16 protein-coding genes are annotated in these 19,669 nt (G+C 59.6%); 6 read left to right on the forward strand and 10 right to left on the reverse strand.

Annotation, left to right across the window (positions count from 1 at the left end; genetic code table 11):
- The 5 genes from ACA072_RS14590 to ACA072_RS14610 all read right to left on the reverse strand — a co-directional run bounded on the left by ACA072_RS14590 (position 1) and on the right by ACA072_RS14610 (position 6,285).
- Entirely contained in the window at positions 1-981 is a 981-nt protein-coding gene (locus ACA072_RS14590) for a quinone oxidoreductase family protein (RefSeq protein ID WP_497624915.1), read from the reverse strand.
- 114 nt (positions 982-1,095) lie between these two features.
- Entirely contained in the window at positions 1,096-1,911 is an 816-nt protein-coding gene (gene ppk2, locus ACA072_RS14595; protein ID WP_497624916.1) for a polyphosphate kinase 2, read from the reverse strand.
- Between the two features lie 82 nt (positions 1,912-1,993).
- The gene (locus ACA072_RS14600) at positions 1,994-3,775 is read right to left on the reverse strand and encodes a SulP family inorganic anion transporter (protein WP_497624917.1); all 1,782 of its coding nucleotides are present in this window, start codon (positions 3,773-3,775) and stop codon (positions 1,994-1,996) included.
- A gap of 239 nt (positions 3,776-4,014) precedes the next feature.
- Complete coding sequence (locus ACA072_RS14605) at positions 4,015-4,212, reverse strand: YbdD/YjiX family protein (RefSeq protein ID WP_109631600.1); 198 nt, start codon at positions 4,210-4,212, stop codon at positions 4,015-4,017.
- 15 nt (positions 4,213-4,227) lie between these two features.
- The gene (locus tag ACA072_RS14610; protein ID WP_497624918.1) at positions 4,228-6,285 is read right to left on the reverse strand and encodes a carbon starvation CstA family protein; all 2,058 of its coding nucleotides are present in this window, start codon (positions 6,283-6,285) and stop codon (positions 4,228-4,230) included.
- A 351-nt stretch (positions 6,286-6,636) separates the two neighbouring features.
- Here ACA072_RS14610 and ACA072_RS14615 point away from each other — a divergent pair, with 351 nt between their 5' ends.
- Complete coding sequence (locus tag ACA072_RS14615; protein WP_497624919.1) at positions 6,637-8,004, forward strand: cache domain-containing protein; 1,368 nt, start codon at positions 6,637-6,639, stop codon at positions 8,002-8,004.
- Between the two features lie 33 nt (positions 8,005-8,037).
- Entirely contained in the window at positions 8,038-8,670 is a 633-nt protein-coding gene (locus ACA072_RS14620; protein ID WP_497624920.1) for a response regulator, read from the forward strand.
- A gap of 10 nt (positions 8,671-8,680) precedes the next feature.
- Here the strand turns inward: ACA072_RS14620 and ACA072_RS14625 are convergent, their stop codons facing one another.
- Complete coding sequence (locus ACA072_RS14625) at positions 8,681-9,205, reverse strand: transporter suffix domain-containing protein (protein WP_497624921.1); 525 nt, start codon at positions 9,203-9,205, stop codon at positions 8,681-8,683.
- Between the two features lie 116 nt (positions 9,206-9,321).
- Between ACA072_RS14625 and ACA072_RS14630 the strand changes: the two genes are divergently transcribed.
- From ACA072_RS14630 to ACA072_RS14640, 3 genes are read left to right on the forward strand one after another with little or no spacing between them, the layout of a single operon-like run.
- On the forward strand, positions 9,322-10,863 hold the full coding sequence (locus tag ACA072_RS14630) for an efflux transporter outer membrane subunit (RefSeq protein ID WP_497624922.1): 1,542 nt from the start codon (positions 9,322-9,324) through the stop codon (positions 10,861-10,863).
- Complete coding sequence (locus tag ACA072_RS14635; protein ID WP_497624923.1) at positions 10,856-11,995, forward strand: HlyD family secretion protein; 1,140 nt, start codon at positions 10,856-10,858, stop codon at positions 11,993-11,995. The genes ACA072_RS14630 and ACA072_RS14635 overlap by 8 nt, the downstream gene beginning before the upstream one ends.
- A complete protein-coding gene (locus tag ACA072_RS14640; protein WP_497624924.1) occupies positions 11,985-13,010 on the forward strand; it encodes a DUF2955 domain-containing protein in 1,026 nt (341 codons plus the stop codon). The genes ACA072_RS14635 and ACA072_RS14640 overlap by 11 nt, the downstream gene beginning before the upstream one ends.
- Here the strand turns inward: ACA072_RS14640 and ACA072_RS14645 are convergent.
- Positions 12,995-13,450, reverse strand: a complete 456-nt coding sequence (locus tag ACA072_RS14645) for a hypothetical protein (RefSeq protein WP_497618475.1) — start codon at positions 13,448-13,450, stop codon at positions 12,995-12,997. The genes ACA072_RS14640 and ACA072_RS14645 overlap by 16 nt on opposite strands.
- Before the next feature lie 224 nt (positions 13,451-13,674).
- Between ACA072_RS14645 and ACA072_RS14650 the strand changes: the two genes are divergently transcribed.
- A complete protein-coding gene (locus ACA072_RS14650) occupies positions 13,675-16,062 on the forward strand; it encodes a DUF3772 domain-containing protein (protein ID WP_497618476.1) in 2,388 nt (795 codons plus the stop codon).
- A gap of 98 nt (positions 16,063-16,160) precedes the next feature.
- Here the strand turns inward: ACA072_RS14650 and ACA072_RS14655 are convergent, their stop codons facing one another.
- The 3 genes from ACA072_RS14655 to ACA072_RS14665 form a co-directional block, all read right to left on the reverse strand.
- A complete protein-coding gene (locus ACA072_RS14655; RefSeq protein WP_497618477.1) occupies positions 16,161-17,204 on the reverse strand; it encodes an alpha-xenorhabdolysin family binary toxin subunit B in 1,044 nt (347 codons plus the stop codon).
- Between the two features lie 29 nt (positions 17,205-17,233).
- Positions 17,234-18,433, reverse strand: coding sequence for an alpha-xenorhabdolysin family binary toxin subunit A (locus ACA072_RS14660; protein WP_497618478.1), 1,200 nt, complete (start codon positions 18,431-18,433; stop codon positions 17,234-17,236).
- A gap of 267 nt (positions 18,434-18,700) precedes the next feature.
- On the reverse strand, positions 18,701-19,609 hold the full coding sequence (locus tag ACA072_RS14665) for a helix-turn-helix domain-containing protein (protein ID WP_497618479.1): 909 nt from the start codon (positions 19,607-19,609) through the stop codon (positions 18,701-18,703).
- Positions 19,610-19,669 lie beyond the last annotated feature (60 nt).

A 19,669-nucleotide genomic window follows, 5' to 3' on the forward strand; every position in this document is an offset into this window, starting at 1 on the left:
TTAAATGACGAAAATCGACGAGCCGGTGGTCTTGCGTGATTCCAGGTCGCGATGGGCCTGCACGGCGTCCTGTAAAGCGTAGTGCTGGTTAATCTCGATCTTGATGCGACCGCTGCCGACGTGATCGAACAGCTCGCTCGCCAGCGCGGCTTTTTCCGCAGGATCGGCGATGTAGTCGGCCAGGGCCGGGCGCGTCAGGAACAGCGAGCCCTTCATCGCCAGCATGACCGGATCGAAGGCCGGGATCGGACCGGAAGCCGTGCCCACGCACACCATCAGGCCGCGCCGCTTGAGGGAGTCCAGGGAGCCCATGAAAGTATTCTTGCCCACACTGTCGAACACCACGTTGACACCGACGCCTTCAGTCAGTTCACGCACGCGCTGGGCGACATCTTCATGGCTGTAGTTGATGACATGGTCGCAGCCATGGGCGCGGGCGATTTCGCCTTTGACGTCCGTGGAGACCGTGCCGATGACCGTCAGCCCCAACAGCTTGGCCCACTGCGAAACGATCAGACCCACACCACCGGCGGCGGCATGCAGCAGAATGCTGTCGCCGACCTTGAAATCGTAAATGCGCCGCATCAGGTACGACGACGTCAGGCCGCGCATGGTCATGGCCGCAGCGGTTTCGAAGCTGATGGTTTCCGGCAGTTTGATCAGCGGCGCGGCCGCGATCAGGCGCTCGGTGCTGTAGGCGCCCAGCGTATTGAGAAAACCGGTGTAGGTGACGCGATCGCCGACTTCGACGTGGGTAACGCCCTCGCCCACGGCCTGTACGACGCCGGAGGCTTCAACGCCCATGCCGTTAGCCAGCGGGATCGGGTAAGTGCCATTGCGAAAGTAGGTGTCGGCATAGTTCAGGCCGACGGCCACATGACGCAGACGAACCTGGCCCGGGCCAGGTTCCCCGACCTCGACGTCTTCATAACGAAGGACTTCGGGACCACCGGTTTCGTAGAAGCGGACGGCTTTGGCCATGTTTTCTTATTCTCCAGTCTGCAATGCGTCGATTTACGCTGACTGGACTGTAGGTCGCCGCCTGATGAGACGCTTCTCATCAGACGACAATGGCTTTTCATTTCATGACAATCGTCAGAACTTCTCAGCGACCTGTTTGAGCGGGTAATTCGGTTCACGGTAGCCCCCCGGCCGCTGCCGTTTAGGCAACTTCACTTTCTCGCGCGGCACCTCCTCGTAGGGAATACGGCTGAGCAAATCGGTGATGATGTTCAGGCGCGCCCGCCGCTTGTCATTGGAGTTGGCCACCAGCCATGGGGCATGTCCGGTATCCGTCGACTTGAACATGTCATCGCGTGCGCGGGAGTAGTCATACCAGCGGCTGTAGGACTTCAGGTCCATGGCCGTCAGCTTCCAGATCTTGCGCCCATCCTTGATGCGTTCCTCAAGCCGGCGAGTCTGTTCCTCAGGGCTGACTTCCAGCCAATACTTGAGCAGGATAACGCCCGAATCGACGATGGCGCGCTCCACCAGGGGGATGGCCTTGAGGAAACCGGCGACCTGCTCTTTGGTGCAGAACCCCATCACCCGCTCGACGCCCGCACGGTTGTACCAACTGCGATCGAAGATCACCACTTCGCCCGCCGCCGGTAGGTGCGGCAGGTAGCGCTGCACATACATCTGGCTTTTTTCCCGGTCGGTCGGCGCAGGCAGCGCCACCACCCGGAAGATCCGCGGGCTGACCCGTTCGGTCAGGGCCTTGATGGTCCCGCCCTTGCCCGCCCCGTCGCGGCCCTCGAAGACAATGCAGATCTTGATGCCCTTTTCCTTGACCCACTCCTGCAGCTTCACGACCTCGACATGCAGTCGGCGCAGTTCGCTCAGGTAGTCCTTGTTTGACATCTTTACGCTGTCGTCGCTTTTTTTGGCGCGTTTCTTGTCCTTTGCCATCACCAAGACCTCACGAGTGCCTCTTACGTTTATCGCCGTGAACCAACCGCGTCAGTCTAGTCCATGGCGCAACTGTCTACCGTCATCGAGCCTCTGCTTGCCGATCCACCGGGTGGGTCAGCAAATAGCTGTCGACGGCGGCGCCTATTGTTGGAAAAAACGCCTGTTCGCCCAACTGCGCGAAGAGTCCGAACCGCTTGAGCTTGTCCTTGACCGGGTCTTTCATTTCGGCAATACACAGTTCGATGCCAGCGGCGTGCAACGTTTCGGTCAGTTCAACCAGCATGTCAGCCGAGGTCACGTCCACGCTGGTGACCGGTTCCGCAGTCACGACCAGCCAACGCACTGGCGTCGGCGATGCAGCCAAGGCATTCAGCACCCGGTCCTGGAACTGTTCGGCATTGGCGAAAAACAGCGGTGCATCCCAGCGAAACAGGACCAGCCCGGGAATAAGGCGCGCCTCGGGATAGCGCTGGATGTCATGGTAGCCCTTGAGACCTTCCACGCGACCGAGTACGGCAGAATACGGACGCCAGCCATCCCACAGGAACTCGATGACAGCAATCACGATGGCCAGGCCAATGCCCTCAATCGCTCCGAACACGGCAACGCCCACCGTACAGGCGATCGACAGCCAGAACTCCCAGCGTTGCATGCGATAAATGCGCCGCAAGTCGCTGACCTCGATCAAGCCGATGGCCGACGCAATGACGACAGCCGCCAGTGCACTGGTGGGTAAATGGTGCAGCAAGTTCGGCGCCACCATCAGCAGGAAGGCGACACACAGCGCCCCGACGACTCCGGTCAACTGGGTTCTGGCACCGGCGGCCTCGGCCACGGGAGTGCGCGACGAACTGCTGGACACGGGAAACCCGTGAAAGAACCCGGCGGCCAGGTTGGCGATGCCAAGCCCGACCATTTCCTGGTTCGGGTCGACATACGTGCGAGTCCTGGCGGCATAGACACGGGAAAGTACGCTGGTGTCCGCGAACGAAATGAGGGCCACGGCGCAGCCACCGATCAGCACGGGGACGATATCGGCGGTCGTGATCCAGGGGATGGCAAAAGACGGCAAACCCTGCGGGAGGGAACCGAGGATCGATACATTTGCCCGCTCGGCGAGGTCCAGTACACCCACGGCGACGGTCGCCCCGACCACGGCAATCAGAATGCCCGGCACACGTTTCTGGCCCTTGAGGAGCAAGATGACAGCCAGGGTGGACAGGCCGACCGTGAACACGACCCAGTTAATCTCGCCCCCCATGACCGCTGTGGCGATGGCCCACAGGTTTCTCAGCGGTCCGTCCGTTTCGATCGAAAAGCCGAAGAGTTTCGGCAGTTGGCTGATCAGTACGGTCAGCGCTATTCCGTTCATGTACCCGTAGCGGATGGGTTTGGACAGCAACTCGGTGACGAAGCCGAGGCGCGCGATCCCAGCCAGGACGCAGACCGTTCCCGACACGAGGGCCATCATGCCCGCCAGGGCGACTGCGCGTTGCGGATCACCGCCGGAGAGTGGCAGGACGACGGCGAGGATGACCGCAACCAATGAAGAGTCCGGGCCCAATACGAGAATCCGGCTGGGCCCGAACAACGCGTAAGCGAGTAACGGGACGATGGTCGCGTAAAGACCATAAATGCCGGGCAGGCCTGAAGCTTGCGCGTAGGCGATGCCCACCGGCACCAACATCGTGGTCAGCACCAGCCCGGCCATGATGTCGTGCCGCAGCCCGGCAATCGGGTATCCGCGCAGCGTCAGCAGTCCTGGCATCCAGCGACTCCAACCGGTCTGATCGCCCGCCTTCACCCGCGGTGCAATACGCCCCGGCTCCGGGACCGGGGGCGAAACATTGAAGTCGCTCATAACTCGGTGGCCCCCTGTTGGGCAGCCCGATGAATTGAAGGCACGGCATCCGCGCATTGAATGGCTGAAAAACAGCATAGCCGCTGGCGAAAGCGTATGCCTCGCCGGAGAGCAATCAAGTAGTGCGACCACGGCGCGGGCAAAGAAAAAGCCCGGATGACCCGCGATGACGATCTTGAGATCGCTATCGCGGGTCATCCGGGCTCCATGAGAGCGACCCGTTACCTAAGTGCCGTTCTTCAACAACACTTCGGTCCAGCCTTGCTGCCGTAACGCGCTTCCTGGCGTTCCCGAAAGAACACCTCGTAGCTCATCACCGGTTTGTCCGGGTGTTTGCTCTGCATATGTTCGACGTAGGTGTCGTAGTCCGGCATGCCCACCATCAGGCGCGCGGCCTGACCGAGGTATTTGCCGAGACGACTCAGGTCATTGAACATGGGCGCCCTCCTCCGTCACGCTTGCGGCAGCGCCTGGTACGGTGCTTCTTTATCCGTACGTTCCTTGGTGCCCCAGGCGGCGATACCGACCTTGAGCGCAAAGAACAGAATGCTGAAGACCACCAGCAGGAACAGCGCGGTCAGCGTTGCGTTGGTGTAGGCGTTGTAGATCACGTGGTGCATTTGATCGATGCTTTTGGCCGGGGCGAGGATCTGACCGTTGGCCAGCGCGTCGCTGTACTTCTTGGCCAGGGCCAGGAAACCGATCGCCGGGTTGGCGTCGAACAGCTTGATGAAGCCTGCGGTGGTGGTGCAGATCAGCAGCCAGACGGCTGGCAACATGGTCACCCAGACGTAGCGCTGGCGTTTCATTTTGATCAGCACGACGGTCGCCAACATCAGCGCGATACCGGCCAGCATCTGGTTGGAGATGCCGAACAATGGCCACAAGGTGTTGATGCCGCCCAGTGGATCGATCACGCCCTGGTACAACAGATAACCCCACATCGCCACACAACCGGCGGTTGCGATCAGGTTGGCGGTCCAGGATTCGGTGCGTTTCAGGGAGGGCACGAACGAGCCGAGCAAATCCTGCAGCATGAAGCGTCCGGCACGGGTACCGGCGTCGACTGCGGTCAGGATGAACAGTGCTTCAAACAGAATCGCGAAGTGGTACCAGAATGCCATGGTGTTTTCACCCGGCAGAACGTGGTGCAGGATCTGCGCGATACCGACCGCCAACGTTGGTGCGCCACCGGCACGGGCCAGAATCGTGGTTTCACCGATGTCCTTGGCCACCGCTTGCAGCGCTTCCGGGGTGATTGCAAAGCCCCAGCTGCTGACGGTCTGAGCAACCGAAACAGCATCGGAGCCCACCAGCGCTGCCGGGCTGTTCATGGCGAAATACACGCCAGGTTCAATCACCGAAGCCGCGACCATGGCCATGATGGCGACGAAGGATTCCATCAGCATGCCGCCGTAACCGATGTAGCGGGCATGGCCTTCACTGGCCAACAGCTTCGGCGTGGTGCCGGACGCAATCAGCGCGTGGAAACCGGAGACCGCGCCGCAGGCGATGGTGATGAACAGGAACGGGAACAACCCGCCTTTCCACACTGGGCCAGTGCCGTCGATGAACTGGGTCAGTGCCGGCATTTTCAGGTCGGGCATGGTGACCAGAATACCGATCGCCAAAGCCACGATGGTGCCGATTTTCAGGAAGGTCGACAGGTAATCACGCGGCGCCAGAATCAGCCACACCGGCAATACCGCGGCGACAAAACCGTAGCCGATCAACATCCAGGTGATCTGTACGCCACTGAAGGTAAAGGCTTTGGCCCAGACCGGATCAGCGGCAATCTGCCCACCGAGCCAGATCGAACCCAACAGCAACAACACACCGACAATGGAGATTTCACCAATGCGGCCCGGGCGGATGTAGCGCATGTAAATGCCCATGAACATCGCGATCGGGATGGTTGCCATCACCGTGAACATCCCCCACGGGCTCTCGGCCAGGGCTTTCACGACGATCAGCGCCAGCACCGCCAGGATGATGATCATGATCAGGAAGCAGCCGAACAGCGCAATGGTGCCAGGGATGCGGCCCATTTCTTCACGGACCATGTCGCCCAGGGAACGGCCATTACGGCGGGTGGACATGAACAAGACCATGAAGTCCTGAACCGCACCGGCCAGCACCACCCCGGCGATCAGCCACAGCGTGCCGGGCAGATAGCCCATTTGCGCCGCCAGGACCGGACCGACCAGCGGACCCGCACCGGCGATGGCCGCGAAGTGGTGACCGAAAAGTACGTGTTTGTTGGTCGGCACGTAGTCCAGGCCATCGTTGTTGATGACGGCGGGCGTGGCACGATTGGGGTCGAGTTGCATCACCTTGGTGGCGATGAACAGGCTGTAGTAGCGGTAGGCAACGAGGTAGATAGCGACGGCTGCGACTACGATCCACAGGGCGTTGATCGCTTCGCCGCGGCGCAGGGCCACGACACTTAGCGCAAACGCTCCCAGGACAGCCACGGCAAACCAGGCGAGGTGTTTAGCCAGACGGGGCATAGCGTGTCTCCTGCCGACAGCCAGTGACTGCGGCGGTAATTTTTATAATTGTGTCCGCGGTGCGGAGCTGGCCCAATATCCCCGCATGCCGTCTACAAATAAATCCGCGTTACTACGTACGTGGCATCTACGTAGTTCTACGTAGGCGCACACAATCTGTAGGAGCCGGCTTGCTGGCGATAGCGGCGGGACTGATACAGCGCGCCGCCTGGATCGCCAGCAAGCCGGCTCCTACAATTCAGTGTCGCCCAGAAAACCGCAGGTCATTCCGTCCAGCACCGCTACTGGAGCCGCGTATCTTTGGCATATGATTCCGGCCTTCGCCTTCCCTCGGTCCGGTCAGGAGCCAAGATGCAGCTCAAACACAAAATCGTCGCGCTCGGGATTCTGCCGCTGGTGTTGGCAATTGCTGTGATCTGCGCGCTGGTGATTTCCCTGAATCGCCAACTCGGCGATCAACAGGCGCAGTTGATCGAAGACAGCATTCTGGCCAGCAAGCGTGCCGAACTTAAAAACTACGTGGAAATGGCGCAAAGCCTGATTGCACCGCTGTACGACGACGGCCACGGTGACGCGCACGCCCAGCAACAGGTGCTGGAAGAACTGCGCAAGCTCAGCTTTGGCATCAATGGCTACTTCTTCGTCTACGACCGCGAAGGTCGCAGCCTGATGCATGCGCGCCAGTCGGAACTGGTGGGCAAATACCTGTGGGACATGAAGGACCCGCAGGGTTTACCGGTGATTCAAGCGTTGCTCAAAAGCGCGCAATCCGGCGAAGGTTTCCAACGCTACGCCTGGAACAAGCCCTCCTCTGGCCAGGTGACCGACAAACTCGCGTATGTGGTGATGCTTGACCGTTGGGGCTGGATGCTCGGCACCGGCATCTACCTGGAAGACGTTGAACGCGCCACCCAGCAGGCCCGCGACGAAGTGGCCCACGGCATTCGCAAGACCATGCTGGCGATTGCCGCCGTCGCGCTGGTGGCCGTGCTGTTTGTCTTCGCCAGCGGCATGACGCTTAACGTCAGCGAGCATCGCCTGGCGGACAAAAAGCTTCAGCGCCTGACCCAACGGATCGTCAGCCTCCAGGAAGAAGAACGATCAAGGGTTTCCCGGGAGCTGCACGACGGCATCAGTCAGGTGCTTGTCTCCATCAAGTTTCAGTTCGAACTGGCCAGTCTGCTGCTGGAGAATGACCAGGCGCAGGACAAAGGTCTGAGCACGCTAAAAGACGCCACGACGCGCCTCGGCGATGCGATTGGCGAGGTTCGCAGCCTCTCTCACGACCTGCGTTCGTCGCTGCTCGACACCCTGGGCCTGCCGGCGGCGATTGGGCAACTTGCCGCAGAATTCGAGCAACGCAGCGGCCTCACCGTGACCTACGACGACAATGAATTCGACTGCGATCTGGTGGATGGCGCGGCGGTCTCGTTGTTCCGGATTGTGCAAGAAGGCCTGACCAACATCGAACGCCATGCGCAGGCTAAAAACGTTTCGATTACCCTGCACGGGTCGGAAGAAACTGTGCGGCTGACGGTGGTCGACGACGGTGTCGGTTTCAACGTCGCCCAGGTCGAACGTCGCCATGCGGGCATCGGCCTGCGTAACATCCGTGAGCGTGTCGAACATTTTGGCGGGCGTTTCGACCTGATATCGATGCCCGGAAGAAGTGAGCTGGACGTGTTGCTGCCGATGAAAATGCCCGGCGCAAAACGCTGACTCACCCCATTACAACAAGAGTGAATACCCGCGATGAACCTGCCCTACCCGATCCGCGTCGCCCTGGTCGACGATCACTCCCTGGTCCGCGACGGGATCAAAGCGCTGCTCGCGGTCATGGCGCCCCTGGAAGTGGTAGGCGAAGCCGAGAGTGGCGCGGATGCCATCGAGATGGTCGGGCGATGCCAGCCAGACTTGTTGCTGGTCGACATCAGCCTGCGCGACATGAACGGACTCGAGCTGACCCGCGTGCTGCGCAGCCAGTACCCGGCGCTGAAGGTGCTGGTGCTGAGCATGTACGACAATTATGAATACGTGAGTGAATCGGTTCGCGCCGGTGCCAGCGGCTATGTGCTGAAAAACTCACCGTCGCGGGAAATCATTGCGGCCATCGAAGCCATTGCCAGTGGCGGCACGTTCTACAGCGCCGAAATTGCCCAGCGGCTGATCGCCGACAAAAGCACCGACAACGAGCTGACACCCCGCGAGAGCCAGGTGTTGTACAAAATGGCCCAGGGGTTGAACAACAAGGAAATGGCCCGCGAGCTGGACATCAGCGTGCGCACCGTAGAAACCCATCGCCTGAGCATCCGCCGCAAGCTCAACATCGACAAGCCTGCGGCCTTGGTCAAATACGCGATCGATCACGGGATCATTTCGCGCTAGCAGGCAGGCCTCACACCGTGTCTGGATTGACGACCTTTGCCGTGCGGATAAACAACGCCCGCACCTTCTCCCAGAAATTGCCCCCCAGCACGAAAAAGCTGCCGATCAGCATCGCGTCGCCCAACACCTGCAGTTGCCACAGGTTGGGTCTGAGGCCAGGCCAGAAGGTGTCGATGTAGGGTTCAAGAAAGGCCGAGATCAGCGGCAGGCAAAACATTACAATACCGATCCGATGACGGATCGGACCTACTTCGGTATCCATCGTCGGCGCCAGCCCGGATACATAACCGAACAGCTTGCTCTTCAACTGCTGGAACCCGGCCTTGCCCATGACCGCAATGACGAGGATCAGCAGGACTTTATTGCTGATGAACAAAACGCCGGTCAGCGCGGCGACTCTTGAACCTGGAATGTCGAGCGCCGCGGCGATCGGCACCATCAGCCATGAACCCAACATGACGCAAATAATTGCGATGCCTACTTTGAAGCGCCAGCCAGCGGAATGCGGTTCAGCCTGACCTTGGGGGTTACTCATGAGTGTCCTGCCTATAAGTGATCGCAGAAGGTTTGAGGGTGCTTGAGAAGCTTAGCAGCCGGTTGCTCATTTGGACGGCTATGCTCCAGTGACCTTTCCCGGTTGGACGATACGCGATGCATCGAGGCCGTTCCTTGCTGAGGCTGCCAGGCCACCTCCTCTTGCTCGGCGCACTTGGCCTGAGTGGCTGCGTGCGCCTGGGGCCGGACTTCCAGCCTCCGGGTGAAAAATGGGTCGAACAGTGGAACACCGCCGCCCTTGAACAGGCCAGCCAACGCGGAACGAATCCGGATATCCGCCAGTGGTGGCAGGTCTTCAACGATCCGCTGCTCAATGAGCTGATTGCCGCGTCGGATGCTCATAATTCCAGCCTGAAAATCGCCGGCCTGCGGGTGATGGAAGCTCGTGCCCAGTTGGGCATTGCGCAAAGCGGGTTGTACCCGCAACTGCAGCAAGCCAGCGCCGACAGCTTGTACTTCAATCGCCGGCAATCCGGTGGCACCAATCCCCAGGACAACCATTTCTGGCAATACAGCGCCGGGTTCGATATTGGCTGGGAGCTGGACTTCTGGGGGCGTTTCGCCCGCGCCATCGAATCGTCCGACGCCAATTACTTTGCGGCCCAGGCCAACTATGAAGACGTGCTGGTATTGCTGCGCGCCCAGGTTGCCGACACCTACTTTTCGTTGCGCACCACCGAGGCGCGATTGCGCGTCGCCCGGGAGAACGCCAAACAGCAAAAGCGCAACTTCGAGATCACCGAAAAACTGTTCAACAGCGGCCAGCAAGCCGAACTCGATCTGCAACAGGCCAAAACCCAATACCTCGGCACCCTGAGCACCATCCCCACCCTCGAAGACCAGCTGCAACGAACCCGCAACGCCTTGGCCGTGCTGATCGGGCAAGCGCCTGGCGCCTTGCCGCTGCTGGTCAATAACGAAGGCTTGATCCCGCTGGTCGATCGCGCCGTGCTCCAGGATGTACCGGCCAATCTGCTGCTGCGGCGGCCTGATGTGCGCGCCGCCGAGCTGAATGTCGCGGCCCAGTCGGCGCTGATCGGCGTGGCCGAAAGTGATTTCTATCCGTCGCTGACCTTGCTCGGCAGCATCGTCTGGTCGGCCGACACGCTCAATGGAACGTCCAGGAGCCTGGACCTGATCGGCGGCCCCAGTCTGCGCTGGAACCTGTTCGACCACGGCCAGATCAGCAACAACGTGCGTATCCAGGATGCGCGGTTGCAGCAACTGATCGAGGCCTATCGCGACAAAGTCCGCCAGGCGGCGCGTGAGGCTGACGATGCCGCCACTGGCTTGATCAAATCGCTGGAGCGCGAACGCATCCTCAGCGAGGCCGAAGTGGCGGCCAAACGTTCACTGGTGCTGGCCAGCGCGCAGTACCGCGAAGGTTATTCGGACTTTCAGCGCGTGCTGGATGCCCAGCGCGCGCTGCTCGAACAGCAGGACAACTACCTGGTCGCCCGCAGCAACGCCGTGAGCAATCTGATTGCGCTGTACAAATCCCTGGGCGGCGGTTGGTACAGCGCCCAGCCCAAAGTCGATCAAGCCACCCGCCAGCAGATGGAAAAGCGCACCGATTGGGGCGACCTGCTGAGCGAGCCCGCCGCCCCTCTGCCCCACAAGGTAAACAGCCATGAGTGAAGCCGCGCAGCCTGTCCCCGAGGCGCCCGCCCCCAAGCCACCCGCGCCTGCCGCCGACCCGGCGAAAAAAGGCATCAAATGGGTGCTGCTCCTGATCCTCCTGAGCCTGGCGTGGTACCTGGCGGCCGACCGCTTCACGCCTTATACGCAACAAGCGCGCGTGGGTGCCTTTGTCATTCCGGTCGCCTCGGAAGTCGCCGGCCGGGTGATCCGCGTCAACGTGCGCAACAACCAGGACGTCAAGGCTGGCGACGTGCTGTTCGAGGTGGACCCGCAGCCGTATCAGATTGCCGTCGACCGTGCCCGCGCTGACCTTGAATCGACCCGTCGGCAGATCGGCGCCGGCACCGCCGGCATCGCCTCGGCGCAAGCCAACTTGCGCGCCGCCCAGGCCAACGAACTCAAGGCGAGACAGGACAATCAACGCCTCGAAGGCCTTTACCGCGAAGACCCTGGCACCATTTCCGTGCGTTTGCTCGAAGTGTCTCGCGCCAACCGTGAGCAGGCCGTCAGCCAGGTCGATGCCGCCCGCGCCGAAGTGCAACGTGCGCGTGAACAAGAAGGCGGCAGCGAGGAAGACAACGCCCTGCTGCGCAGCGCCGCCACCGCCCTGTCGAAAGCCGAGCTGGATCTGTCCAACACGCAGATTCGCGCCCGTTCGGCAGGATTGATCACCGACCTGCGCACCGACGCCGGGCAGTTCGCTGCGGCCGGTGGCCCGGTCATGACCCTGATTGCCATCCACGATGTATGGATCAGCGCGGACATGACCGAAAACAACCTCGGCCTGGTGAAAGTCGATACGCCGGTGACGATCGTTCTGGATGCGCTCCCGGGCGAAGTGTTCGATGGACGCGTGCGCAGTGTCGGTTACGGGGTCAGTGTCGGGCAGACGCCCGCGCCCGGCACCTTGCCCGGAGTGCAAAACAGTCGCGACTGGCTGCGACCGGCTCAGCGTTTTCCAGTGATCATCGAGTTCTCGGAGGATGCCCGGAAAACCTTGCGGGACAGCCGCGCCATCCGTGCCGGCGGGCAGGCTGAAGTCATGGCCTTTCCCACCCAAGGCAACCCGCTGAACCCGCTGGGCCGCGTGTTTGTGGGGTTCATGAGCTGGCTGTCGTATGCCTACTAAACGCACGCCCCGGGAACAGCGCGCATTACGCCTCGCCACTGGCACGGCGTTGTGCCTGGCCGCGAGCTTCGGTCTCGGGTTGCCGATCCCCTTTCTGGCGCCGGTGCTGTGCCTGATCCTGCTGGCCTCGATCAACCGCCCGTTGCCGTTCAAGGCAGCGGTGGTACTCGCACTGGCTGCGATGTTGACCACGGGCCTTGGCCTGTTACTGATCCCGATCCTGCGTTATTACCCCGTCACTGGCGTACTGCTGATCGGCCTGAGCCTGTTCCTGGTGTTCCGTTTTGGCCTGCGCGGCGGCAATGCCCTGATCGTGACTTTTCTGGTGATTGGCCTGACCATGATCTCCTCGGCCGGGGTCGCCGAATTCGATCTGGCGGCAATGGTCATCGGCGCCCTGGTCAAAGGTTTATTGCTCGCCGTTGCGGTTGTGGCGCTCAGCCATGGGTTATTCCCGGATCCGCCCAACGCCCCTTCCCCACCACCCGCGCCGACGTTGCCCGCCGAAGAGGTCAGTCGGGTGGCGCTGCGTGCAACCCTGATCGTGCTGCCGACGTTCCTGCTGGCGTTGATCGACCCGGCCGGTTACCTGCCGATCATCCTCAAGGCCGTCAGCCTGGGTCAGCAAAGCTCCACGACCAACGCCCACACCGCCGGCCGTGAACTCGTCGGATCGACCTTGCTTGCCGGCCTGTTGGCGATCCTGTTCTGGAGCGCCCTCAGCCTGTTTGTGCACCTGTGGATGTTCTATTTGTGGATGCTGCTGTTCAGCCTGGTGCTGGCGCGCAAGATGTATGCCCTGAGCCCGACCCGGTTCCCCCCGGGGTTCTGGCTCAACACGTTGATCACGCTGATTATCCTGTTGGGCCAGTCGGTTCAGGACAGCATTGCCGGCAAGGACGTGTACACCGCGTTTGCGGTGCGCATGGGCTTGTTCCTCGCCGTCACGTTGTATGCCTGCCTGATGGTCTATCTGCTGGAGCAGCGGCCGCAGAAAGCTCAGGGATTAACCTGATAGCCCTTGCCTTGCAGGCAACTGGTGTACGCCGTCGAGGTGTTGGCGGCACTGGTTTTCTCTTGTGCCCGGCGCTCTTGGCGCTGACGCGAACCGCCGACCACCGCGCCGGCCACCGCCGTCTCTTTGGCGCGGTTCTGCCGATAGTCCTGCTTGGTGTCGTCATCGACGCGATCATAAAACTCGTCATGCTGACGCCCGCGCACCTGGGCCCCGGCCGCTCCGGCGGCGGCCCCCGCGGCAGCACCGCGCACTCGCCCTCCGGAAGCAGGCTGCGCGGTCGACGCGGTCTGACTGGCGGCGATGCTATTGCATTCATTGATGTCCAACTGGGTCTGTTGCGAACTCTGCCCTTTCATCGGAACGACCGTTGCAGCCCAGCCCTGAGTACAGGCAAGCGCCAATGCGATGCTCAGGCTGATGGATGACACCTTGCTCATAATGACCTCCAGCGCGGCCCGTCACTCGGCAAAAAGACACTGGGTGGCAGAACGCTGATAACTGTCCCGGGCTTGATTCAGCAACAAAGAGTGTAGATCACGCGGCACAGCATCCCGGTCCGGTATTGCCGGATCCGGACGGTGGACAGGATTCTTTTCGAACGTTTTGGCGTGATGGCCTAACCTCATAGGTTGAGCGACCCACAACAGAATCGAGCACTCCCATGCGTAATGCATTGAAGTTAATGATGTTCGTCGTGCTCACGCTGCTTGGAACCGGTGGCGGAGTGCTGTCGGCCGCCGACCTGCCGCCGATGCCAACCCCTATGTCAGGCACTGCGCCCGTTGCCCTCTCCCCGAGTGATCTGCAAGACCTGCAAATCCGTCTTGACCGAATCAAACAACAGATTTCGCTGGCCAATAACCTCACCCAGATGGTCGGCCTGCAAGATTCCGTGCAGTTGTTTATCAATGACGTGGACAGTCTGCAGTCCTCACTGCTGCCCGAACAGAAGCAACTGCAAGCGCAACTGGATGTGTTGGGTCCGGTATCGCCGGAGGATGTCGCGTCCGAGAAAACGGATATTGCGACGCAAAGAGCCTATCTGTTCGAGCAAAAGACCAAAGTCGATTCCAGCCTGAAAACCCTCACGGCGCTGAGAAACAATGCGGCCGGGCTGATCATTCAGATCGCCGGCATTCGCCGCAGCCTGCTGGAAACCGAAGTCACGCTGCGCAGCGGCAGCATCCTGGGGCCGGGATTCTGGGCGCCTTTGTTCAGTCCGCTGAAGGAGGACCGCCAGCGGATGAACGACTTCATCCAGCAGGCCTCCAGCGCCATCAAGAATGCCTGGCAACCCGGCGAGCGATTGTTTGCCGTCGCACTCATCTTGCTGGCCGTGGCTATTTGGTCCTGGGGACGAAGAATTGCTGAACGCGGGCTGACCTGGGTGTGCATTCATCGAATGCCGGAAGGACGTTTACGGCGAAGTTCGCTCGCACTGGCTTCCGTCGTGGCCACGGTATTGACCACCGCCTTTGCGATGCAACTGCTGTTTTACGCACTGACTCGCCAACTGCCGTTGACGCCCCTGATTCAGAACTTTGCCGAAGAGTTCGAAAAAGTCATCTACGTCTGCATCCTGATTACCGGTCTGAGCCGGGCGTTGCTGTCGACCAAACATCCCTCCTGGCGATTGCCGGCGATCGCCGATCCCGTGGCACTGGCGATCCAGCCGTTCCCAAGGATATTGGCCGTCACGTTGCTGATCCTGGTAGGGCTGGCACAAATCACCAACGTCACCGGCATGAGTCCGCCCGCGATCCTCTTCGGCCGCGGCTTGATAGCACTGGTGGTCACGCTGATTATCGGGACGTTGTTCCAGCGTGCCAGCAAAGTCCGCAGAGCCGTGGCGGCCACCGGTGAAGCACCGGAATCGAGCACCACCGTCGCCGGCCTGATTTATTCGTTCGCCGGTATCGCCATTGTTGTCGCGATGATTGCCCTGCTGATCGGCTACATCTCCCTGGCGCGATTCATCACCTACCAACTGGTCTGGGGTTTTATCATCCTGTCGGGCTTCTACTTGCTGACCCAGTTGTTCAGAGACAGCTGTGAGTACCTGTTTTCTCCCAAGAGCCCCAGCGGCAAGGCGCTCAAACAGTTGCTCGGGATCGGCGACGTGCGTCTTGAACAAGTGTCGATCATTCTGTCCGGGGTCGGTCGTGCCGGTTTGATACTGCTCGCCGTCATTTCACTGTTTGTCGGTGGCGTCGGCACCACACTCGGGCAATTGTTCACCCAGACGTTCGCCATCCTCGGCGGCGATGGCCTGCGCAAACTCAATATCATCCCGGGCCACTTGTTGAATGCGCTGCTGGCCCTGTTCATCGGCATCTACCTGATTCGCACACTGCGCCGATGGCTGGACAACGAGTTCCTGCCCAAGACCGACATGGACCCCGGCATGTGTGCCTCGCTCAGCACACTGTTCGCCAATATCGGCTACGCCCTGGTGATTCTGCTGACGCTGTCATCCCTGGGCATCAAGTGGACCAACCTGGCGTGGATCGTCAGCGCCCTGTCGGTGGGGATCGGTTTCGGCTTGCAGGAAATCGTCAAGAATTTCGTCTCCGGCCTGATTCTCCTGACCGAACGCCCGGTCAAGGTCGGCGACCTGATCAGCATCAGCGGCGTCGAAGGCGACATCCGCCGCATCAACGTCAGGGCCACGGAAATACAACTCAGCGACCGCTCGATCGTCATCGTGCCCAACTCGCAATTGATCTCGCAAAACCTGCGCAACGTCACCCTCGGCGGCAGTGCTCAAGGGGTGGCGACACTGGAACTGATGTTCCCGCTGGACATCGACCCCGAGCAGGTCCAAAACCTGCTGTACACCACCTATGTCGAACACGAGACCATCCTCGATAAACCGGCGCCCTTCGTCCGGTTCAGCAAACTGAGCCCCGAAGGCATCACGCTGACGGTCACCGGGTACGTCAGCAGCCCGAGAATCGTCGGCACGACCAAGAGTGATCTGTTGTTTGAAATCCTCAAACGGCTGGGTGCGGCGGGTATTGAACTGGCGAAACCGGCGGCTACGGTCTGATATCAAAAGATCGCAGCCTCGTTTCACTCGACAGCTGCTACAGGTGTGCACGCTCCCCTGTAGCAGCTGTCGAGTGAAACGAGGCTGCGTTTAATGGCCTAGTTGATCATCGTGCTGTTGTAGTCCCCCGCCAATCCCTCCAGATGGTTCTTGTACCGCGTCAGCAATCTGGACAGCCCGGCCTGGTTGTATTCCAGGTTTTTCAGTGTCTCAAGGTGCATCGAAAACCCCCGCCACACACCTGCCACGACGATGATCTCTTCGCCCGCGGTCCTGCGTCGGCGGCTTATTTCCACGACGGCGCTCATGTCGGAGAAGAGATCTTCGGCGGCCTGAAGCTCGTTATTGAGCCCTTCGACCAACCGGGTAATCGACTCAATCTCCAGGTCCAGAATGTTGCGCGAAGTCGCGAGTTGAGTGTATTTGATACCGTCAGAGACCACCCCCAACACCTTCCTGACCAGTTCAATACCCTGTTTGACGGCTTCTTTCTTCGGATTGGCCATGTCCAGACCGTCCAGTGCTTTTGCGTCCGGAATGTAATTCTTGTACATGTCGGCCAGGTTGAATTCGCGAATCACGTCCTGTGCCTTGATCAGCGTGTCGCGCTGTTCCTCGCACGTCGCTTTATTGAGGTGGTGATCATTGAGTTGGGCCAGAATCCTGGCTTTGCGGTCTCGCGCGACTTTCAGCGGTTCATCCGCGCGCTCGCCGATTTCGATCTTGTAAAGGCTCTGGACTTCGCTCTCAAGTAGCCGCGAGCGCGCGATAAATTTCGCCTCGACGCCCTCCAGCATCGTATTGATGTTGCCTTTGACATTGGCCAGTTCGTCGACCACCAGCGCCCGGTCGTCCGGTGTCAGGTCATGTCGGGCCAAGGCACCATTCAGTTCATCAAGCACTTCAAACCACTGCTGTCCGGAGGCGTTATTCAGCGCAGTCAGCAAGACCGGAAATGATTCACGCAGGGCGGTATCGATATTGTTCAAATACGCGACCACACGGTGGGCTCGCTCCTGTAGCACGTCCGGCCGTTCATTTCTGAAGTTCGCCAGTCTGGAGCTATCACGAATGGTTTGAATGATGTTCTTTACGTCAATGACCGGAATAACCGGGCTGTCGATCAGCGTCACGTTGCTCATGGCAATAATCCTTTTGTCCGCTGGGCAAATCAATTGAAGGTTTTTTTGTATTCTTCGAGGGCTTCGTTAAACACCGTCACCAAGTCACCGGCGGTGTTCTTCACGTCGCGCCACGGATCGATCACCTGCGCGAATTCGGCGACAAATGAGGTCAGGCGCAAGGCGTTGTTGATGCGCCCGAACTGGTCGGCTGATGAATCAACCTTGCTCAGAATGGTTTGCCACATCGTGTTCAGGATATTGAGTGCCGCTTCAGCGCCGGCCATGCGGATGCCGATATCACCGAAGTTGGACATGGAACTTTCGATGGCGCTCTGCAAGTTCTCTTTGCCAGTGACAGCCAACTCCAGCGCGTCGATTTCGATTTTAAGGGCATTGCGCTCTTTACGGGCGGTCTCGGCTTTCGGGCCGAAGATCGAACCTGAAATCGGCCAGAAAATCGGCAAGCCTCCCGAGAACGACATGCCGACATAATAGTCGTAATCCTTGTCGAGCTGAGTGATCCGCTCCTTTTTTTCCTTGATCGTTTCTTTGGTGCTGGCGATGGATGCGAGCAAGTTGTTGCGCTCCATCAAGGCGTACTTGCCCTTTACCTCGGACTGCAAGCCAAAGACTCGTTTACCCCCGGACAGCTCTCCGCCCGACAGCTCGATCTTGAAGTTGGACAAGCGATCTTTCAGCTCCTGGGTCGCGCCTTGCTGGCGTTTGATATCGACCTTCATCAGTTCGATGATTTCGGTCACGGCAGAGGCCACTTCACCGTCGTCAGACGTATAGCGGATGCCTTCGAGGTCGTTTTGGCTCATCTCGCCCAACGTCGTTCTGACGCGGTCCATGATGGGCATTTCCTTGATGACAGAGATGATCTCGCTGCCACTGCTGACGATGTTTTTGGCGGCGGAACTCAAGTCGATACTTTGCTGGATGATTTTGTTTTCCACCGCATCCCAGCTGGCGGCATGAATTCTGATTTTTTTGAACAACACCTGGATATCGCTGGGTTCCAGCCCGGCGATGTCCACGTGGGTGTATTTCAGATATGACTCGACCTCCGGCAACTCGCTGGGCAGCGCGAGGCCTTTCTTTACATACTGTTTTATCTGGATCACATCTTCCTTGGTAAAGATCCCGGCACTGCGGGCCACGCCAGGAAACTCGCCCGAGATAAGTTGCAATACCGCTTTTGGAAGGTCATGGCTAGTTTCTGATTCATTCAACAGCACAGTCATTGTTTTTGCCTCGGTTCGTTCAAATCGATACACGACTTGTATCGACGATCAGAAACCTAGATGACCTTTGCGCTTGACTCAACTCAGCTTAAATACAGTACAGATAGCGCAACTAATTGATATTTAACAAATAAAAATAAAATATTAAAAATACTGCAACATCGAGCCACACTTGCCGGAAATGGACTACAGATGCGGATTATAGAAAACACCTGAACACGTACAAGAATTTCAAGTTTGCAATAACCGCTTCTTTTAATAGTGCGATCAGCACTGACTGTTGCGTTTGAGCGTTTCGCTCGGCAACTCTTTGAACAACGCCCGATAACTGCTGGAAAACCGCCCTAAATGCCAGAACGACCAATTCATCGCCACTTCGGCAACGGTCGTGTCATTCGGTGTTCGCGCGAGCAATTCGCGGTGGGCGCTGTTGAGGCGGCGCAGGCGCAGCCAATGGGTCGGCGTCATCCCGGTGAAGGCCTTGAACGCGTGCTGCAACTGACGCAGTGAAACCCCGGCCACCTGCGATAGCTCCAGCAGGTTGAGGGTTTCTTCCGGTGAGTCGGCGGCCCACTCGCCGATGCGTTTCATCACCGCGCGTTCTTCGGTGCGGCGCTGCAGTCCGCCACGATCGAGGCACACGCAGGCGTTGTCGAGGATGTACAGGCAATCCTCGAGCAATTGCTGAGTCAGCGCTTCTTTGCTGGGTGGGTCGAGGGTTTCGGTGAGCCGGGTCAAGGTGCTGCTCAACCAGCGGCTGAACAAGGCGTTCTGCCCCGAGTTCAGCGGCGACATGAACAAACCTTCCAGCCGCGCGACATTCAAACCGTGACGCTGCACGAACTCCGGACCGAACACCACGGCGATTTCCTGGTAGTTCTCCGGGGTGATCCAGATGTTGCGGCTTTCGCCATTCAACACGTACAGCGCGTTGTCACTGCGATCGAAACAGAACGCCAGCGAACCCTCGGGCGCGCTGAAATTCTGTTCGACCCGGGTGTTCATCTGCTCTTCGTAAATCTCCACGCCTTGCAGGTCGAGGTAGCGCACGCGCCCGGCGAAATGCCCTGGCGACATCTGCTGATAATGCTGGACCCAACCCGGCGTGGCGCGGATTTGCGCGGCGACATCGTCGGTGTTGAACGCTTGAACCTGGATCGGACTGGACGCTGACATGAAAGACCTTACGCACTCGTTTGGTGCGTTTTGGTGCTGCTTAAAGTGGATAGATGGAAC

This window comes from Pseudomonas sp. LBUM1656 (assembly GCF_059716065.1).